The 14,305-nt window shown below is 45.4% G+C and carries 15 protein-coding genes and 1 pseudogene; 7 read left to right on the top strand and 9 right to left on the bottom strand.

Annotation, left to right across the window (positions count from 1 at the left end; genetic code table 11):
- Positions 1 to 52: 52 nt before the first annotated feature.
- The 5 genes from pstB to H6F66_RS08035 all read right to left on the bottom strand — a co-directional run bounded on the left by pstB (position 53) and on the right by H6F66_RS08035 (position 5,599).
- On the bottom strand, positions 53 to 862 hold the full coding sequence (gene pstB / locus H6F66_RS08015) for a phosphate ABC transporter ATP-binding protein PstB (protein ID WP_190420000.1): 810 nt from the start codon (positions 860 to 862) through the stop codon (positions 53 to 55).
- On the bottom strand, positions 856 to 1,773 hold the full coding sequence (pstA, locus tag H6F66_RS08020) for a phosphate ABC transporter permease PstA (protein ID WP_190420002.1): 918 nt from the start codon (positions 1,771 to 1,773) through the stop codon (positions 856 to 858). Before pstA ends, pstB begins: the two co-directional genes overlap by 7 nt.
- A 44-nt stretch (positions 1,774 to 1,817) precedes the next feature.
- Positions 1,818 to 2,762, bottom strand: a complete 945-nt coding sequence (pstC, locus tag H6F66_RS08025) for a phosphate ABC transporter permease subunit PstC (protein ID WP_190420004.1) — start codon at positions 2,760 to 2,762, stop codon at positions 1,818 to 1,820.
- A gap of 109 nt (positions 2,763 to 2,871) precedes the next feature.
- Positions 2,872 to 3,903: a PstS family phosphate ABC transporter substrate-binding protein gene (locus H6F66_RS08030; RefSeq protein ID WP_190420006.1), complete on the bottom strand. Its 1,032-nt coding sequence runs from the start codon at positions 3,901 to 3,903 to the stop codon at positions 2,872 to 2,874.
- A gap of 226 nt (positions 3,904 to 4,129) precedes the next feature.
- Positions 4,130 to 5,599, bottom strand: coding sequence for a cyclic nucleotide-binding domain-containing protein (locus tag H6F66_RS08035; protein WP_190420008.1), 1,470 nt, complete (start codon positions 5,597 to 5,599; stop codon positions 4,130 to 4,132).
- A gap of 193 nt (positions 5,600 to 5,792) precedes the next feature.
- Between H6F66_RS08035 and H6F66_RS08040 the strand changes: the two genes are divergently transcribed.
- The 3 genes from H6F66_RS08040 (at position 5,793) to H6F66_RS08050 (ending at position 8,437) form a co-directional block, all read left to right on the top strand.
- The gene (locus H6F66_RS08040) at positions 5,793 to 6,494 is read left to right on the top strand and encodes an SDR family oxidoreductase (RefSeq protein WP_190420010.1); all 702 of its coding nucleotides are present in this window, start codon (positions 5,793 to 5,795) and stop codon (positions 6,492 to 6,494) included.
- An 85-nt stretch (positions 6,495 to 6,579) separates the two neighbouring features.
- Positions 6,580 to 7,686, top strand: a complete 1,107-nt coding sequence (hppD, locus tag H6F66_RS08045) for a 4-hydroxyphenylpyruvate dioxygenase (RefSeq protein WP_190420012.1) — start codon at positions 6,580 to 6,582, stop codon at positions 7,684 to 7,686.
- Positions 7,687 to 7,729: 43 nt separating this feature from the next.
- Positions 7,730 to 8,437: an HAD family hydrolase gene (locus H6F66_RS08050; RefSeq protein ID WP_190420036.1), complete on the top strand. Its 708-nt coding sequence runs from the start codon at positions 7,730 to 7,732 to the stop codon at positions 8,435 to 8,437.
- Here the strand turns inward: H6F66_RS08050 and H6F66_RS08055 are convergent.
- Positions 8,429 to 9,055, bottom strand: coding sequence for a CPP1-like family protein (locus H6F66_RS08055; protein WP_190420014.1), 627 nt, complete (start codon positions 9,053 to 9,055; stop codon positions 8,429 to 8,431). The genes H6F66_RS08050 and H6F66_RS08055 overlap by 9 nt on opposite strands.
- Before the next feature lie 792 nt (positions 9,056 to 9,847).
- Between H6F66_RS08055 and H6F66_RS08060 the strand changes: the two genes are divergently transcribed.
- Entirely contained in the window at positions 9,848 to 10,585 is a 738-nt protein-coding gene (locus H6F66_RS08060; protein ID WP_190420016.1) for a response regulator, read from the top strand.
- 429 nt (positions 10,586 to 11,014) lie between these two features.
- Here H6F66_RS08060 and H6F66_RS08065 read toward each other — a convergent pair whose 3' ends face one another.
- Together H6F66_RS08065 and psbH are read right to left on the bottom strand one after the other, a co-directional pair.
- Entirely contained in the window at positions 11,015 to 11,287 is a 273-nt protein-coding gene (locus H6F66_RS08065) for a TatA/E family twin arginine-targeting protein translocase (protein WP_190420018.1), read from the bottom strand.
- Positions 11,288 to 11,401: 114 nt separating this feature from the next.
- Complete coding sequence (gene psbH, locus H6F66_RS08070; RefSeq protein ID WP_190420020.1) at positions 11,402 to 11,605, bottom strand: photosystem II reaction center protein PsbH; 204 nt, start codon at positions 11,603 to 11,605, stop codon at positions 11,402 to 11,404.
- Between the two features lie 83 nt (positions 11,606 to 11,688).
- Here psbH and psbN point away from each other — a divergent pair, with 83 nt between their 5' ends.
- Complete coding sequence (psbN, locus tag H6F66_RS08075) at positions 11,689 to 11,820, top strand: photosystem II reaction center protein PsbN (protein ID WP_190420022.1); 132 nt, start codon at positions 11,689 to 11,691, stop codon at positions 11,818 to 11,820.
- Positions 11,821 to 11,991: 171 nt separating this feature from the next.
- Complete coding sequence (locus H6F66_RS08080) at positions 11,992 to 12,876, top strand: mechanosensitive ion channel family protein (protein ID WP_190420024.1); 885 nt, start codon at positions 11,992 to 11,994, stop codon at positions 12,874 to 12,876.
- A gap of 35 nt (positions 12,877 to 12,911) precedes the next feature.
- Here the strand turns inward: H6F66_RS08080 and H6F66_RS08085 are convergent, their stop codons facing one another.
- Positions 12,912 to 14,117 carry a 4-hydroxy-3-methylbut-2-enyl diphosphate reductase gene (locus tag H6F66_RS08085; protein WP_190420026.1) on the bottom strand — a complete coding sequence of 402 codons (1,206 nt, stop codon included), beginning with the start codon at positions 14,115 to 14,117 and terminating at the stop codon, positions 12,912 to 12,914.
- A gap of 114 nt (positions 14,118 to 14,231) precedes the next feature.
- Here H6F66_RS08085 and H6F66_RS29260 point away from each other — a divergent pair.
- Positions 14,232 to 14,305, top strand: a pseudogene (locus tag H6F66_RS29260) (IS1 family transposase); the annotation flags it as partial.

Here is a 14,305-nt window from a genome sequence, read left to right on the forward strand (position 1 = left end):
GAGCCTGACAAATAGGCATTCCCAGTTAAGAAACTCTTAACAAAGATTAAACTTAGCCAAATCGTCCGTTTACATAGTCTGCTGTCTGCTTCTTTGCAGGCTGAGCAAAAATAGTCTTCGTATCGTCAAACTCTACCAACTCCCCCAAGTACATAAACGCTGTATAGTCAGAAACACGAGCTGCCTGCTGCATACTGTGAGTCACTATTAGAATTGTCACCTGTTTTTTCAACTCAGCAATTAATTCTTCAATGCTGCCAGTAGCAATCGGGTCTAACGCCGATGTCGGTTCATCAAAGAGAATAATTTCAGGCTCAGTTGCCAAAGCACGGGCAATACACAACCGCTGCTGTTGACCGCCGGAAAGGTTAAAAGCTAAGTCATTTAAGCGATTTTTTACTTCCTCCCAAAGCGCAGCACTACGCAAAGCTTGCTCTACTTTTTCATCAATAAGGCTACGCTTTGATATACCCCGCACCCGCAAACCATAAGCCACATTTTCGTAGATTGACTTAGGAAATGGATTAGGTCTTTGAAACACCATACTAATCCGCATCCGAACTTCAATCGGGTCAACTTTACGACTAAGAATATTAATACCATCGCTATCCAGACGGATTTCCCCTTCGTAACGATTTCCGGGGTAAAGGTCGTGCATCCGATTGAAACACCGCAACAAAGTGGTTTTGCCACATCCGGAAGGGCCAATTAGCGCTGTCACCTGTTTGTCACTGACTGGCAGGTTAATATTTTTCAGTGCGTGGACAGTACCGCCATAATAAAAATTTAGGTTATTAACCTCAGCTTTAATATTTTTGGCTGAATTTGAAGGAGATTGGTTGGTTTCGATTTTTTCTACCATTTGATATCTTTGCGTAAACGATAGCGCAGAAAAATTGCTACACCATTCATAGCTAGTGTCATAATAACTAGGACGATACCCGCCGCCGCTGCATTAACTTGAAATTCTTCCTGGGGACGGGATACCCAATCAAACATTTGAATGGGCAAAACTGTGAAGGGTGCCAGCAACCACTTAAAAGAAATGAAAGGAAACTGTCCTTGAATTGGGGGTTCTGGCAAAAACGAGATGAAGGTAAGAGCGCCAATGGTAACTAGGGGAGCAGTCTCGCCAATGGCTCGTGCTAAGCCCACAATTATACCAGTAAGTATTGTGCCAGTTGAGTAACGCAAAACATGATCCCAGATCACCTGCCACTTGCTGGCACCAACTGCGTAGGCAGCTTCGCGAATACTATTAGGAATGGCGCGGAGAGCTTCGCGAGTTGTCACAATTACTATCGGCAAAACCAACAGTGCCAGAGTTAATCCGGCGGTGAGAACGCTTTCTCCCAACTTAAATCTATACACGAACAAGCCTAAAGCTAACAGTCCGTAGACAATGGAGGGAACTCCCGCCAAGTTGGTGACATTGATTTCGATGAAGTCGGAAAGCCAACCTTTCTTGGCATATTCTTCTAAATAAATGCCTGCTGCTATACCTACTGGAATTGAAGTTGCAGCAGTTACCAACATTACTAGGGCGCTTCCCACCCACGCAGAAAGGATGCCTGCTTCTTCCGCTTTGCGGCTGGGAAAAGAGGTGATAAATTGCCAATCAAGGCGCGGTAAACCGTCGTGCATTAAGTTAAGCACCAACGCCATCAGAGTGACAATTCCAAATAACATCGACAGCAACCCGACGATTTGGAAAGCCAAGTCCCAACGCTTGCTCTTGGCGATAATGGAGCGTATCTCTTGTAGATTTGTCATTATTTATTAGCTAGTCATTGATTATTAACTTATTAATAACTAACTTAGTAAATTTCTCGGTAGCGTTTTCTCAAGAAATGACCGCCAATGTTGAAAACTAGGGTCATCAGCACTAGGGTTAATCCAGCTGCAAATATGGTTTCATATTCCAAGCTGCCATAAGGTAGGTCGCCGAGACTTACTGCCACGATGTAGGCGGTAATTGTCTGTGCTGGTTCTGTCGGGTTCCAGGTAAGATTAGGCTGACCCCCAGCTGCGATCGCTACCACCATTGTTTCGCCGACGGCACGCGAAATTCCCAAAATGTACGCGGCCGATATCCCGGAAATAGCAGCTGGTAATACAACTCGCAACGCCGTCTGCAAGCGCGTGGCCCCCATTGCATAGGAACCCTCGCGTAAATGCACAGGTACCGCACGCATGGCATCTTCACTCAGAGAACTGACATAAGGAATAATCATTACGCCGATCACTAGCCCAGCGCTCAACATATTAAAACCAGGCAAATCGGGATACACCTTCTGCAACAACGGGGTGACGAACAAAAATGCAAAATAACCGTAAACAACTGTCGGAATGCCTGCCAGTAATTCTAAGGCTGGTTTAACCACCTCTCGCACTCGCGGTTTAGCAAATTCGCTCAGATAAATAGCTGCAATAGTACCCAGCGGCACTGCTAGTAACAACGCCACTGCTGTAGTAACTAAAGTTCCTGAAATTAGGGGCAATATCCCGTAGTTAAATTTTCCATCTGCGTCGGCAATCAAAGGCGACCAGGTGGTGCTGGTGAGGAATTCTACTATAGATACTTTCTGGAAAAATAGGAAAGATTCTTCAATTAAGATGCCGATAATTGCAAAGGTAACTCCTACCGAGGAAAGCGCCGCCAAAAATAACACAAACTCAATTGCCTTTTCCCGCAAGTCGCGTACTAGCTTTGACGATAATTGAGCCTGTTTAGAAGGTAGTTGCAGCGGTCTTTCTGTCATAATTGGGCTAACTATGGATGTTAATTTGAGAAGCTTTGTGGGCTGGGCTTCTAGAAGGAAAAAGGTAAAAAATCTTAATCTTTTTTGCCTTTTTCCTTTTTATTGCCTATTACTGTTTAGCTTCGAGCTGTAGCAGTTGTTCAATCCGCAGTCCGGTTTTTGTATCGCCTGCAAACACTGTACCAAACTTTTTGTTTTTGAAGTGATTAGAAGCAAGTGTATATGCCTGCGCTGGCAGAGCAACATACTTCACTTCACGAGCAAACTTACCAGCATTACCTATGTAATACTGTACAAACTGCTGCACCTCTGGCTTGTTAATGGATTTAGAGCTGACGTAAATAAACATAGGCCGAGACAAGGGAGTGTAAGTTCCATTCTGCACCGCCTGGGCAGATGGGGACACGGGACCTTTGCCGCTATCAATTGGTACTGCCTTCAACTTGCTCTTGTTTTCGTCGTAGTAGGCATATCCGAAGTATCCCAGCGCGTTCTTATCCCGACTAACACCTTGTACGAGTACGTTGTCATCTTCGCTAGCAGTGAAATCACTCCGGCTGGCTTTGGCTTTGCCGTTAACAGCTTCGGTAAAGTAATCAAAGGTTCCAGAACTAGCACCCGGCCCAAATAGCTTTATAGGTGCATTGGGGAATGAAGAACGTACTTGGTTCCAAGTTTTGACTTTACCTTGTGCCGCAGGCTCCCACATTTTCTTGAGTTCTGCAACTGTCAGGCTCTTGACCCAAGTGTTTGCCGGGTTAACCACAACAGTTAAGGCATCATAAGCAATTGGCAGTTCAACGTACTGAACGCCCGCAGCTTTACACGCCGCCATTTCTGAGGTGCTGATGGGACGCGAGGCGTTAGAAATATCTGTCTCGCCAGAACAGAATTTTTTGAAGCCGCCGCCAGTACCGGAAACGCCAACTGTAACTCTTACTGCGCCTCTTCTTGACTTCTGAAACTCTTCGGCTACGGCTTCAGTAATCGGGAAAACCGTGCTGGAACCGTCAATCTTAATTGTTGCTGGACTTTGGGACTTAACCGCAGATACTGATAAAGCAATTGTTGCAGCTGTGATTGCCGCAGTACCTATTGCTGTCAAGCGGTTAAGCTTAAACTTTACTTCGTTGGCTGCCATATCCTTCTCTCCGTAACCCTAAGTGCGCTCTAAATCTAACCTCGGATAGAATACCTGTTCAGGGTTAAGAATTTATAATAAAAAATTATGTTTAGATTAAAATTAATTTATCTTTAGATGAAAAAGAAATTAAATTTTGGTTAAAAGCGCTGCTATACTAACTAAAACTTAGACTGGATAAAGGTAAACGCTATTTTTAATAAAAGACAAGAAACACAAACTAAAATCAAATACCAAAAAGGTTTTGAATTCGTTGACGTATCCGAATAAAAGGAGTCGGTTCTGTGATTCCTTCAGCGAGTAATCCTAAATCTCTTAGCGCCTGTTGCCTTTCAGATAATTTTTGAGCAATCTGATCGGCTAATTCTCGATGATCTACCAAAAGTTTCTGTAAATCGTGGCGATCTACTACAAATAAAATTGAATCTTCCAAAGTGCGAACTGTAGCTGAACGAGGAGTTCCCATCAGCAAAGACATTTCCCCAAAAAATTCGCCTTGGTGAAGCGTGGCAATATATTTCTCTGCTTTTTGGGAAAAAACTTCTACAGACCCGGTGAGAATAATGTAGAATGAATCGCCTGGTTCATTCTCTTGACATACAACTTGTCCATTTGGAAAAAGTTGCCGATACCCGTATTCAATTAATTGCCGCAATTCTAAATCACTACACCCTTCAAAGTATGCCACGCGCCGCAACAAATCGCGTAGCGTCCAATTGTCAGGAGATTTTGAAACTAGCTTGTTGTTGGGTGCGATCGCGCCATTCTGGGAGTTGATGCCATTGGAAACATCTGCGGCGTTATGTTTTTGAAACAAACTTTCTAATTTTTCTAGATTTCGGATTGTTACATCCCTCTGGGGAAAAGGAATCTCAATGCCTCGATAGCGAAATTCATGCTCAATCAAAAAGTTTAAAGAACTTTTAATTGGATCGCTATTTTGTGGCTGGTCGATCCAAAGTACCAGTTCAAAATCTAAAGAACTTTCTCCGAAAGCTTTAAACCAAACTTTGGGAGGAGGAGAAGATAAAACGCCAGTTTCCATGCGGGCGGCGGCTAAAAGTGCCTCGGTAACTAATACCGGATCGCTACCATATGCCACGCCAATTGGAAGATGAATGCGACAATTAGAATCTTTATAACTCCAGTTAATAATATGATTTTCGACAAAACGAATATTAGGAACGATGACGACAACACCATTAAGTGTCCGGACAATGGTGGAACGAATAGAAATGTTTTCTACAGTTCCAAGCAGGTTCTCAATTTCGATAAAGTCTCCGACTCTAATTGGTTGTTCAACAAGTAGCGTGAGTCCGCTGATAAAGTTGCTGGCTAAATTTTGTAACCCGAAACCTACACCAATCCCGATAACTCCAGCAAATACAGTCAGAGAGCTGAGGTTGATGCCTGCTGTTTGCAGCACAATCATAAAACCCAAGCCTACCAACAAATAGCTAAGGACGGATGCGATCGCTTCTCGACTTCCCCTATCTAATCCCACTCGTACCAGCAGCTTCCGCTTTATCCACTCACTAATGGCGCGAGAAATCACAAATACCGTCAAGGCTAACAAAATCAGTTGGACAATCAAACCAAGCGAGAGAGAGTTGCTGCCTATATTAAAAAATGGCGTGGTAAAAAGCCAGAATAAGCCTGCAAATATCTGTTGTGCCGATGTGACAATCCAATTCATGAATTACTCCATTTGAAGAGGGAACGCGGGAAGCACTTTATCAATAAGACAAGGTTTGGTGGGATTCCCCCAGTGCCATCCTCACGAGCCTGGGAACCAGAGAAAACCAGAAAAAGGAGTGTAACCGCCTTTGTTGAGCAGAATCAGCCGGAATCAGTATTATGGGGAAAGATGTAAAGAAATGTAAAGCAATATGCAAGACAAAGTTATTGTAATCGTTGGTGCCACTGGCGGGATTGGTTCCGCCTTGACGCGCAAACTGGCACCGACTGGAGCGCAGTTAGTACTGGCGGCAAGAGATAGCAGCCGTTTGGATTCCTTAGCATCAGGACTCGATTCGGTTTTAACCATACCCACAGATATTACCGACCAACAGCAGGTACAGGCGCTGATGTCCAAGGCTGTTGCCCAGTTTGGGAAAATCGATGTCTTAGTCAATGCTGCTGGTGCTGGTATTCTCAAGCAGTACAACCAGTTAGAGCCAAAAGACTTAGATGCCATGATCGATGTGAATTTAAAGGGCAGCTTTTACACCTGTCAGGCAGCTGCTGAGGCGATGAAGGAGCATAAAAGCGGTCACATCTGCAATGTGGTAGGGATTTTGGGCAAGCACTCAATGGCGATGGCAGCGGCTTACTGTGCCTCTAAGTTTGGTGTTGTGGGTTTCAGCAAGTGCATGGCCGATGAACTGAAGCGTTTTGGCATCAAGTTCACCCTGTTCTACTTTGGCGGTGTCGATTCTCCCTTCTGGGATAAAGTTACCTTGAAGGTTGACCGCAAAAAGATGCTCAGTGCCGAAACTGCTGCTGACGCAATTATGTTCGCTCTTGCAGCCGATCCGCAGGCGGTGCCGATGGAAATTAATATTCAGCCAGAAAGCCACCTATTTTTCTAGCCTTGTATCTCTCTTAGGAGTGACCGGGAAATCCGGGGAAAAGGGCAGAATTTACACTCAGGAAAGCTCTAAGACTGAATAAACCATGAAAATCGATCACGTTCGCTTTTATGTTGAAGATGCCACAGCGTTGCGCGACTGGTTTGTTCAAATCCTGGGCTTTCAATGTGTCTTTGGCAGTGCGAGTAGCGACACCCGCACCGAAGTAGTTAAAAGCGGTTCAGTCTGCTTTATTCTATCTTCTCCTATTGCACCCACTAGCCCGGTTGCTAAGTTTTTGCGCCTGCACCCTCCTGGTGTGGCAGATTTGGCCTTTCGGGTTCCAGATGTAGAGTCGGTGATGGAGATGGCGCGATCGCAAGGGGCGAAAGTGCTGCAACCAATTAGACACTTTTTCCAAGATGAAGGATATGTCAAGTGGGGCAAAATCACTGGCTGGGGTTCGCTGTCGCATACTTTAATTGAAGCAAGCGGCAATTTGCCAGTTGATATTGGTTTTTTGGTATTTAGCGGGAATAAACAACAAACAATAGACAAGGGACTGTTTACCGCTATCGATCATGTGGTGTTGAATGTTCCTGCTGGCGATCTGGATCGGGCGGTTGCTTGGTATAAAAATACCCTCTCTTTTTTGCCCCAGCAGTCGTTCGCAATTCAGACAAAGCGTTCTGGCTTGCACAGTAAGGTAATGGTTCATCCTGATGGTTGGGTAAAGTTACCGATTAATGAACCGAGTTCGGCTAATTCTCAAATTCAGGAATTTCTGGATGTGAATCGAGGTTCAGGAATTCAGCATATTGCGTTACAGACTCCTGAAATTGTGCAGGCGATCGCGCACCTCCGCGCCTCTGGTTTACCTTTCTTGTCGGTTCCCCCCACCTACTACACCGATTTGCAAAATCGCCAAGGACTCGACTTATCAAAAACTGAATTACAAGAAATCGCCAAGCAGCAAATTTTGGTGGATTGGGAGAAGGACAATCCTCAAGCGCTGCTGTTGCAAACTTTTACTCAGCCAATTTTTGCACAGCCGACTTTCTTTTTTGAGCTGATTGAGCGTCGTTTCCAGGCGCAAGGCTTTGGGGAAGGCAATTTTCGCGCTCTTTTTGAAGCTATTGAGCGCGATCAGATGCAGCGCGGTAGTTTGGAATTCCCAATTCCCAATCCCCAATCAGTCCCAAAAATGCAGTAATCTGCTATTGAAATTAACAATCCCAGTCACTATAGTTCAGCAAATGTTAAGACTTATTACAGACTTCGATGGCCCGATTATGGATGTTTCGGAGCGATATTACCAGGTTTACCAGTTTTGTCTGGAGCATACGAAACGCCAAGACCAGCCTGTGAGAAAAATGTCTAAGGAGGAATTTTGGAGTCTGAAGCGATCGCGCGTACCAGAGTCACAAATCGGCATTCTCTCCGGTTTAGATGAAGCGCAAGCCAAGGAATTTGCCGGACTGCGCCGTCAAACTGTGCATACACTCCCCTATATGGCATACGATCAACTAGCTCCGGGAGCTGTCGAAGCTTTGGAAAAAGTACAGCAAGCTGGTGTCGATTTAGTTGTTATGACCATGCGCCGAGAGCTAGAGCTAGAATATGCCTTCAGCCGCGGCGATGTAGAGCGTTTTTTCCCTAAAGACCACTGCTATCTGCTCAGCAACGACTACGTTAAGACTCGCGACATCGACGACAAGCCTTTGCTGATGGAACGAGCCATCAAGGAATTACCACCCGCGTCTGATATATGGATGGTGGGAGATACTGAGGCTGACATTTTATCAGCCAAGAAACATAATATCAAGGTAATTGGGGTAACGTGTGGGATACGCGATCGCGCCCAACTAGAGCAATATCAACCAACAGAAATAGTCCACGACCTCCGCGAAGCCGTGGATTTAGTTTTGAGTCAGTCGCAGCCAGAACAAATTCTTCTAGCGTAGGAAGCTGCTGACCAGCCAGAGGATAATAAACGTCACTACTGTCTCGAATTGATTAGCACTCACACCGATAGAGGAAATTTGCTCGAAGAGCAGACTATTGAGCAGAGTTCCCAATCCTATACCCACCAACAACCCAAGTAGGGTCAGCAGTACAGCGCGACCAAACTTTCGCTCTTTGCGATTGACAAAGAATAAAGTTAATCCGGCTCCCAAAGCCATATTCATTGGCAGCATTGAATCATTCGTACCTGGGTAGAGGAGACTCACACCGCTCAATAGTAAAAACAAACCGCTAGGCCAAACAACCTCCTGTAAACTAGGCGTATCCATCAGCCGAGATAGCCAAGCCCCAGAACGGTTTACCGGAGGCGGAGCAAAATTGGGAGCGGCTGCTTCTCGCCGTTCTGGGAAACGAATCCGTTCAGGAACCTTAATTCTTCCCTCTTGGCGCATTTTAAGACGCTCCATTAAAATCGCATCGTAGGCAGCTTCCATAGTTTCCAGAAGCTCCTTTTCCCCATGATGCTCTTGAAGGAGACGCGATCGCGCCTCCTGAATTTCCTCAAACGTTGAGTCTTCTGTCAGCCCAAGCTTTTCGTAGGGATTTTGCTCGCTCATCCAAAACCTCCCAGAGATCCATTATTTATATCAGTCTTCATCGAATTTATTCAGCCGCCGAAGAGAAAAACCCTCAACATTCCCCTATGTTAGTTTCTAGCAACAAAAGAAAATGTTTACGCTCCAGACCCACGAGTTGCAAGCACTGTGTAAGTTAGCACAGCCGTGTTAAGCTAAGTGGCCGACACCCCCTCTACTCCCGGTTACTATAAGCATATTGCTCGTAGTACGTACCGTGCCAAGAGAGGTTCTGTAGCTTTTTTCGCATGGAGTTGTCATAAATTAATACATTTGACAAAGTATCTATACATTTTCCATGAAGTTTTGCCATACTGGTTCATTGTTCTGTACCGTTCAAGTCCACAGGTACTGCAAAAAGAGCCGTTAACAGGTTTGCCTTGACCGGATGAGACTCATCCCCTTGCAAGTTAGTTTAGCCTGATCCTTCAACTCAAGCACTTGAGCCGAAAAACACTTTTACTAGCTCACTACCCCAGCCATCAGATGATTCCTCCCAGTGCGATCGGTAAAATTCATCTTTTCACCCAAAAAAGACATAAAACAAACCGTTTAAACCTTGATTTTGGAAAATTGTCCATTACAAGATATTTTCATCGCCTGGAGCGAGCGCCGATAATTGTCTAAAATGCTCATTACGCCATTAGGTTGGGAACACTAATTAAAGTGGGGAACTTTTGTTTAAGCGAAAATAAGCGCAAATTCTCCCCACGCAGCTCTTTGCTGAACACCTCTATTGTCCGTTAATCATAATCCAGTTTTTAGTGGAAAGTTATGGTCATGGCTTCCGCAACTCACAAAATTCTTGTCGTGGATGACGATCCTGCCATCCGGAATCTCATTCATCGGTTTTTAAGTCAGCAAAACTACCAAATGCAGTCTGCTGAAGACGGGAAGACAGCCCGCGCCGTCTTTGAGCAATTCAACCCAAACCTGGTGATTCTAGACGTGAATTTGCCGGACACGACTGGCTATCAACTCTGTAAGGAATTACAGGAACGCACAGATGTCTTGGTGCTGCTGTTGACAAGTCGCGCCGACGAAAACGATAAAATCCACGGGTTCTTGCAAGGCGCGGATGATTACATCACCAAGCCTTTTAGTTTAGGGGAACTGGGCGTGCGGGTAGGAGCGCTTTTTAAGCGTCACCGACCCCTGAAAGTCGCTGAACAGCAACGTTTGATCTTTGACAAACTGGTTATCGATCCAGTGCGTAGGGAAGTGAATATTAGCGACCAGCCAATCCCCCTGACCGCCTTAGAATTTAATTTGCTACATTTTCTAGCGAGTCATCCGGGGCGAGTTTGGCGACGGGCAGAGTTGATCAAAGAAGTTTGGGCTTCCGAGTACATCGGAGATCCGAGAGTGGTTGACGTTCATATTGGTCAGATTCGCCGGAAAATTGAAATTGATTCGGCTCAGCCAGAGCTAATTCAAACCGTTCGAGGGGTAGGGTATAAGTTTGAGGTACCCAGTACAACTGAGCAGAATGGCAAAACAGAGCGCATTTAGGTAGGGGTGTGTTTTGGGAATATCTACCATTTTAGATTTTAAATTTTGGATTTTTGAAACCAAAGTTTAGAGCAAGTTTTAGCCAATCAAAGGTGAAAAGCCTAAAACTGAATGGCGTTATGCCTGCTGTTGTCTGCTTATGAGTTTTATGCTGGGGGCTTGTAGCCCCTGCTATTTCCCCAAAGTTTAAATAAATCTACTACCCTAAGTGTTGGTGTCGCTGCTTTGTTAACCAACTGTTTTACCAATATTGACCCCAGCTTTAAAGCTTCGTCTTTCCCTGAGACAGATTTTGCAGGAGCACAGGTTTCTGCCAGTGGCAGCTAATTTATTGAATTTAGGCAGACAGGAGCAAAGAAGCGATCGCTTCTGGCGCGATCGCCCCCGTTACCTACTTTCCACCATCTAACTAGAAACTAGGTAGAATATTTATCCTTGTTGAGACGAGCTTGTGGCATGATTCTCAGAATTCGTCTCTGCCACTTTCTCACTTTCAGACGAGGGAAGGGTTTTTACTACTTGTTCTAAATTTTCTGCTTCCCGCTTAAACTCGCCCTCAAACTCTCTGGATGCTTCCTGAAACCCTCGAATCGCCTTACCCAGGCTGCGACCAACTTCTGGCAACTTCTTGGGGCCGAATATCAAAAGAGCCACAACCATTATCAGCGCCATTTCCGGCAGGCCAATGCCAAATACATTCATAGGTTTTTTCCTGCTTTCCTGACAAAAAAAACCCGGCATAGCCGGGAAAACTCGCGTGTTCTTCACTCACGGCGTTAAGCAAAGCCCCAAGGCTCAGAGCCTTGTAGCAGTTTATCAACCGCCTAGGCTTTTCCAATCCACATCCACACCATCAATCAAGAGCGTGGAGTTGTAAATTTGCAAAATAATCAGCAAAAAGACGAAAAATAGCGCCATGAAAACACCCATCAATCCAGTCGTACCCCAACCGGGAGCGACTTTTCCATATTCGGAGTTCAGGGGTTTGAGTCTATCTCCTAACCAAGTGCGTTGTGCCATAGATTACTAGCGACCAATCTCGACTGAAATTTTTAACGTTTTGTAATATTGTATAAGATAAGCTCTCATAAATTATTCAACCTATGGAACCCGCAACAGTTCTTAGCATTAGTATCTGTGCTTTTGTCGTCGCCATTACTGGACTTTCAATTTATACCTCTTTTGGCCCTCCTGCCAAGGAATTGAGCGATCCGTTTGAAGATCACGAAGACTAAAACTCACATTAGCCGTTGATGGGCACTTACAGAAATCAAGCCCGCGCAGGCGGGCTAAGCATTTTTGATGATTTCCAGAAACGTCTTTACGCCAAAATAACTAAAGAAAAAACAGCTTTGCTTGTATCTTTTGATATTGTTCTCCAGAGTTGAGATGATTTTAACGCGCCTATGACTGCTCTGCTCAAAGAAATTCAACAGAGCCTGTTAAACATGATGGGTTATACCATTGAGGCGCTACCAGGAATTTTTCTAGCGATCGCGATCCTCTTTTTAACCCGTTCCGGAGCCAATCTGGTGCGACAGATGGTCGCTAGAATTGGCAGGCGGGCGCTGAAAAACCCGTCCCTACGAGTGCTGCTAATGCAGACTTGTTTTGTCGGAACCTGGGTGGCGGGAGTTCTCTTTGCCTGTGTTGTTGCTTTTCCAGACTTGCGGCTGGGTGACATCATTGGGTTGCTGGGTCTAGGTTCTGTGGCGTTTGGCTTCGCCTTTCAAGATATTTTCAAAAATTTCCTGGCGGGAGTGTTGCTGCTGTTGCAGGAGCCTTTTCGGTTGGGCGATCAGGTGATTGTGGAGGGTTTCGAGGGTACTATTGAAGAAATTTCGATTCGCTCTACCCAAATTATGACTTATCAGGGAGAGCGTGTGGTACTGCCAAACGCGATCGTCTTCACTTCTCCGGTGCAGGTGCTAACTGCTATGACTCACCGTCGGACTGACTTGGAGATAGGGGTAGATTACAATACGCCAATCCCTCACGCGATCGCTACCCTCCAAAAAGCTGTGTCTGAAGTCGAGGGGGTTTTGCCCAAACCAGCGCCAGAAGTGGATGGTGTGGGCTTTGGTGATAGCTCAATTAATCTGGTGGTGCGCTATTGGACATTACCGCAAAAGATAGAGGTGCGCCGCACCAGAACAAAAGTAATGATCGCGCTGAAAGCAGCTTGCGATCGCGCTGACATTAACATTCCTTACCCTATCCGCACTCTTTACCATTACGACCAGCAGCAGTTTAATGATGCTTTCCCAGTCTCCGATGGTAAGGACAGATAGTTAAAATTTTGTAGGGTGGAAGCCCACCCTAGCTTTTAAACCAGCGCCACAGCCTTCGACTCAAAAATCTTCTCGATTACCTCCTCCACAACCTTATCGGGAGTTGAGGCTCCAGAAGTAATTCCCACTACAATTGAGCCAGCGGGTAGCCAATTCTCCTTTACTTCCAAATCGCCATGCAGCGGCTTATGCTCCACGCGATCGCCTGGCCCAATTCGTTCGGCGCTGTCGATGTGATAAGACGGAATGCCCCTCTCAATGGCTATTTCTTGCAAATGTGTGGTATTGGAAGAATTGAAACCGCCAATCACCACCATTAAATCCAGCTTTTCATCTACTAGCTCAAACATCGCATCCTGGCGCTCTTGAGTAGCATCACAGATAGTGTTAAAGCTTTGGAAATGCTCCGAAAGATTGGTGGGGCCATACTTTTGCATCATTGTCCGCTCAAATAGTTTACCAATTTGTTCGGTTTCGCTCTTGAGCATCGTCGTCTGGTTAGCAATGCCAATTTGCTCTAAATCTTTATCTGGGTCAAAGCCAGCCGAATAAGCGCGGTTGAATTTCACCATAAACTCATTGCGATCGCCGCCGTTGAGAATATAGTTAGCGACATACTCAGCTTGTGCCATATTTAGCACTACCAGGTACTTATCCGCAAAAGAACTGGTGGCGACTGTCTCTTCGTGGTTGTATTTGCCGTGGATGATGGAAGTGTAAGCTTTTTTCTTGTGCTTCTCGACAGTATTCCAGACTTTGGAAACCCAAGGGCAAGTTGTATCAACAATCGTGCAACCCTTATCGTTGAGCAGTTGCATTTCCTGAACGCTGGCACCAAAGGCTGGTAAAATCACCACATCACCAGCATCGACTACAGAAAAATCTTTTTTCCCTTCCTCCAAAGCGATAAACCCGACTTGCATTTCCTGCAAGCGCTTATTTACAGAAGGGTTGTGAATAATTTCGTTAGTAATCCAAATTCGCTCGCTGGGGAAGTGGCGACGGGTTTCATAAGCCATTGCTACGGCGCGTTCCACACCCCAGCAAAAACCAAACGACTGTGCTAACCGGATGGTGACATTACCGCGTTTCAGGGTGTAGTTGTTTTCCCGAATTTGCTGAATTAAATTGCTTTGATATTCTGATTGGAGGACTCCGGCGACTTCCTCTTGATGACCAAAGCCCTTGCGATGGTAGTTCTCAGAACTGTTTAATGACCGTTTGAAGGCTTTTGTATCCATTTAGCCGTTTCCTGTGTGTTCTCTCTTGTCTCCTTGTAGATCATAAATTGCCTGGATGCCTAGTGAAAGGTAAATGGCGTTGCATAATGGAGGGATGAATTAGGGTTGGTTTTGATGCAATGCCCAGACTGTCAATCCACTCACATCCGTAAGAACGGCAAGAGAAGGGGTAAGCAAAATTACATCTG

The organism is Trichocoleus sp. FACHB-6 (genome assembly GCF_014695815.1).
GTDB lineage: Bacteria > Cyanobacteriota > Cyanobacteriia > Cyanobacteriales > FACHB-T130 > Funiculus > Funiculus sociatus.

Coding starts and splice junctions, on each gene's coding strand:
- pstB (WP_190420000.1), bottom strand. CDS start 862: ATGGTAGAAAAAATCGAAACCAACCAATCTCCTTCAAATTCAGCCAAA.
- H6F66_RS08050 (WP_190420036.1), top strand. CDS start 7,730: ATGTTAAGACTTATTACAGACTTCGATGGCCCGATTATGGATGTTTCG.
- H6F66_RS08030 (WP_190420006.1), bottom strand. CDS start 3,903: ATGGCAGCCAACGAAGTAAAGTTTAAGCTTAACCGCTTGACAGCAATA.
- H6F66_RS08065 (WP_190420018.1), bottom strand. CDS start 11,287: ATGAATGTATTTGGCATTGGCCTGCCGGAAATGGCGCTGATAATGGTT.
- H6F66_RS08085 (WP_190420026.1), bottom strand. CDS start 14,117: ATGGATACAAAAGCCTTCAAACGGTCATTAAACAGTTCTGAGAACTAC.
- H6F66_RS08040 (WP_190420010.1), top strand. CDS start 5,793: ATGCAAGACAAAGTTATTGTAATCGTTGGTGCCACTGGCGGGATTGGT.
- psbN (WP_190420022.1), top strand. CDS start 11,689: ATGGAACCCGCAACAGTTCTTAGCATTAGTATCTGTGCTTTTGTCGTC.
- pstC (WP_190420004.1), bottom strand. CDS start 2,762: ATGACAGAAAGACCGCTGCAACTACCTTCTAAACAGGCTCAATTATCG.
- H6F66_RS08035 (WP_190420008.1), bottom strand. CDS start 5,599: ATGAATTGGATTGTCACATCGGCACAACAGATATTTGCAGGCTTATTC.
- hppD (WP_190420012.1), top strand. CDS start 6,580: ATGAAAATCGATCACGTTCGCTTTTATGTTGAAGATGCCACAGCGTTG.
- H6F66_RS08060 (WP_190420016.1), top strand. CDS start 9,848: ATGGTCATGGCTTCCGCAACTCACAAAATTCTTGTCGTGGATGACGAT.
- H6F66_RS08080 (WP_190420024.1), top strand. CDS start 11,992: ATGACTGCTCTGCTCAAAGAAATTCAACAGAGCCTGTTAAACATGATG.
- H6F66_RS08055 (WP_190420014.1), bottom strand. CDS start 9,055: ATGAGCGAGCAAAATCCCTACGAAAAGCTTGGGCTGACAGAAGACTCA.
- pstA (WP_190420002.1), bottom strand. CDS start 1,773: ATGACAAATCTACAAGAGATACGCTCCATTATCGCCAAGAGCAAGCGT.
- psbH (WP_190420020.1), bottom strand. CDS start 11,605: ATGGCACAACGCACTTGGTTAGGAGATAGACTCAAACCCCTGAACTCC.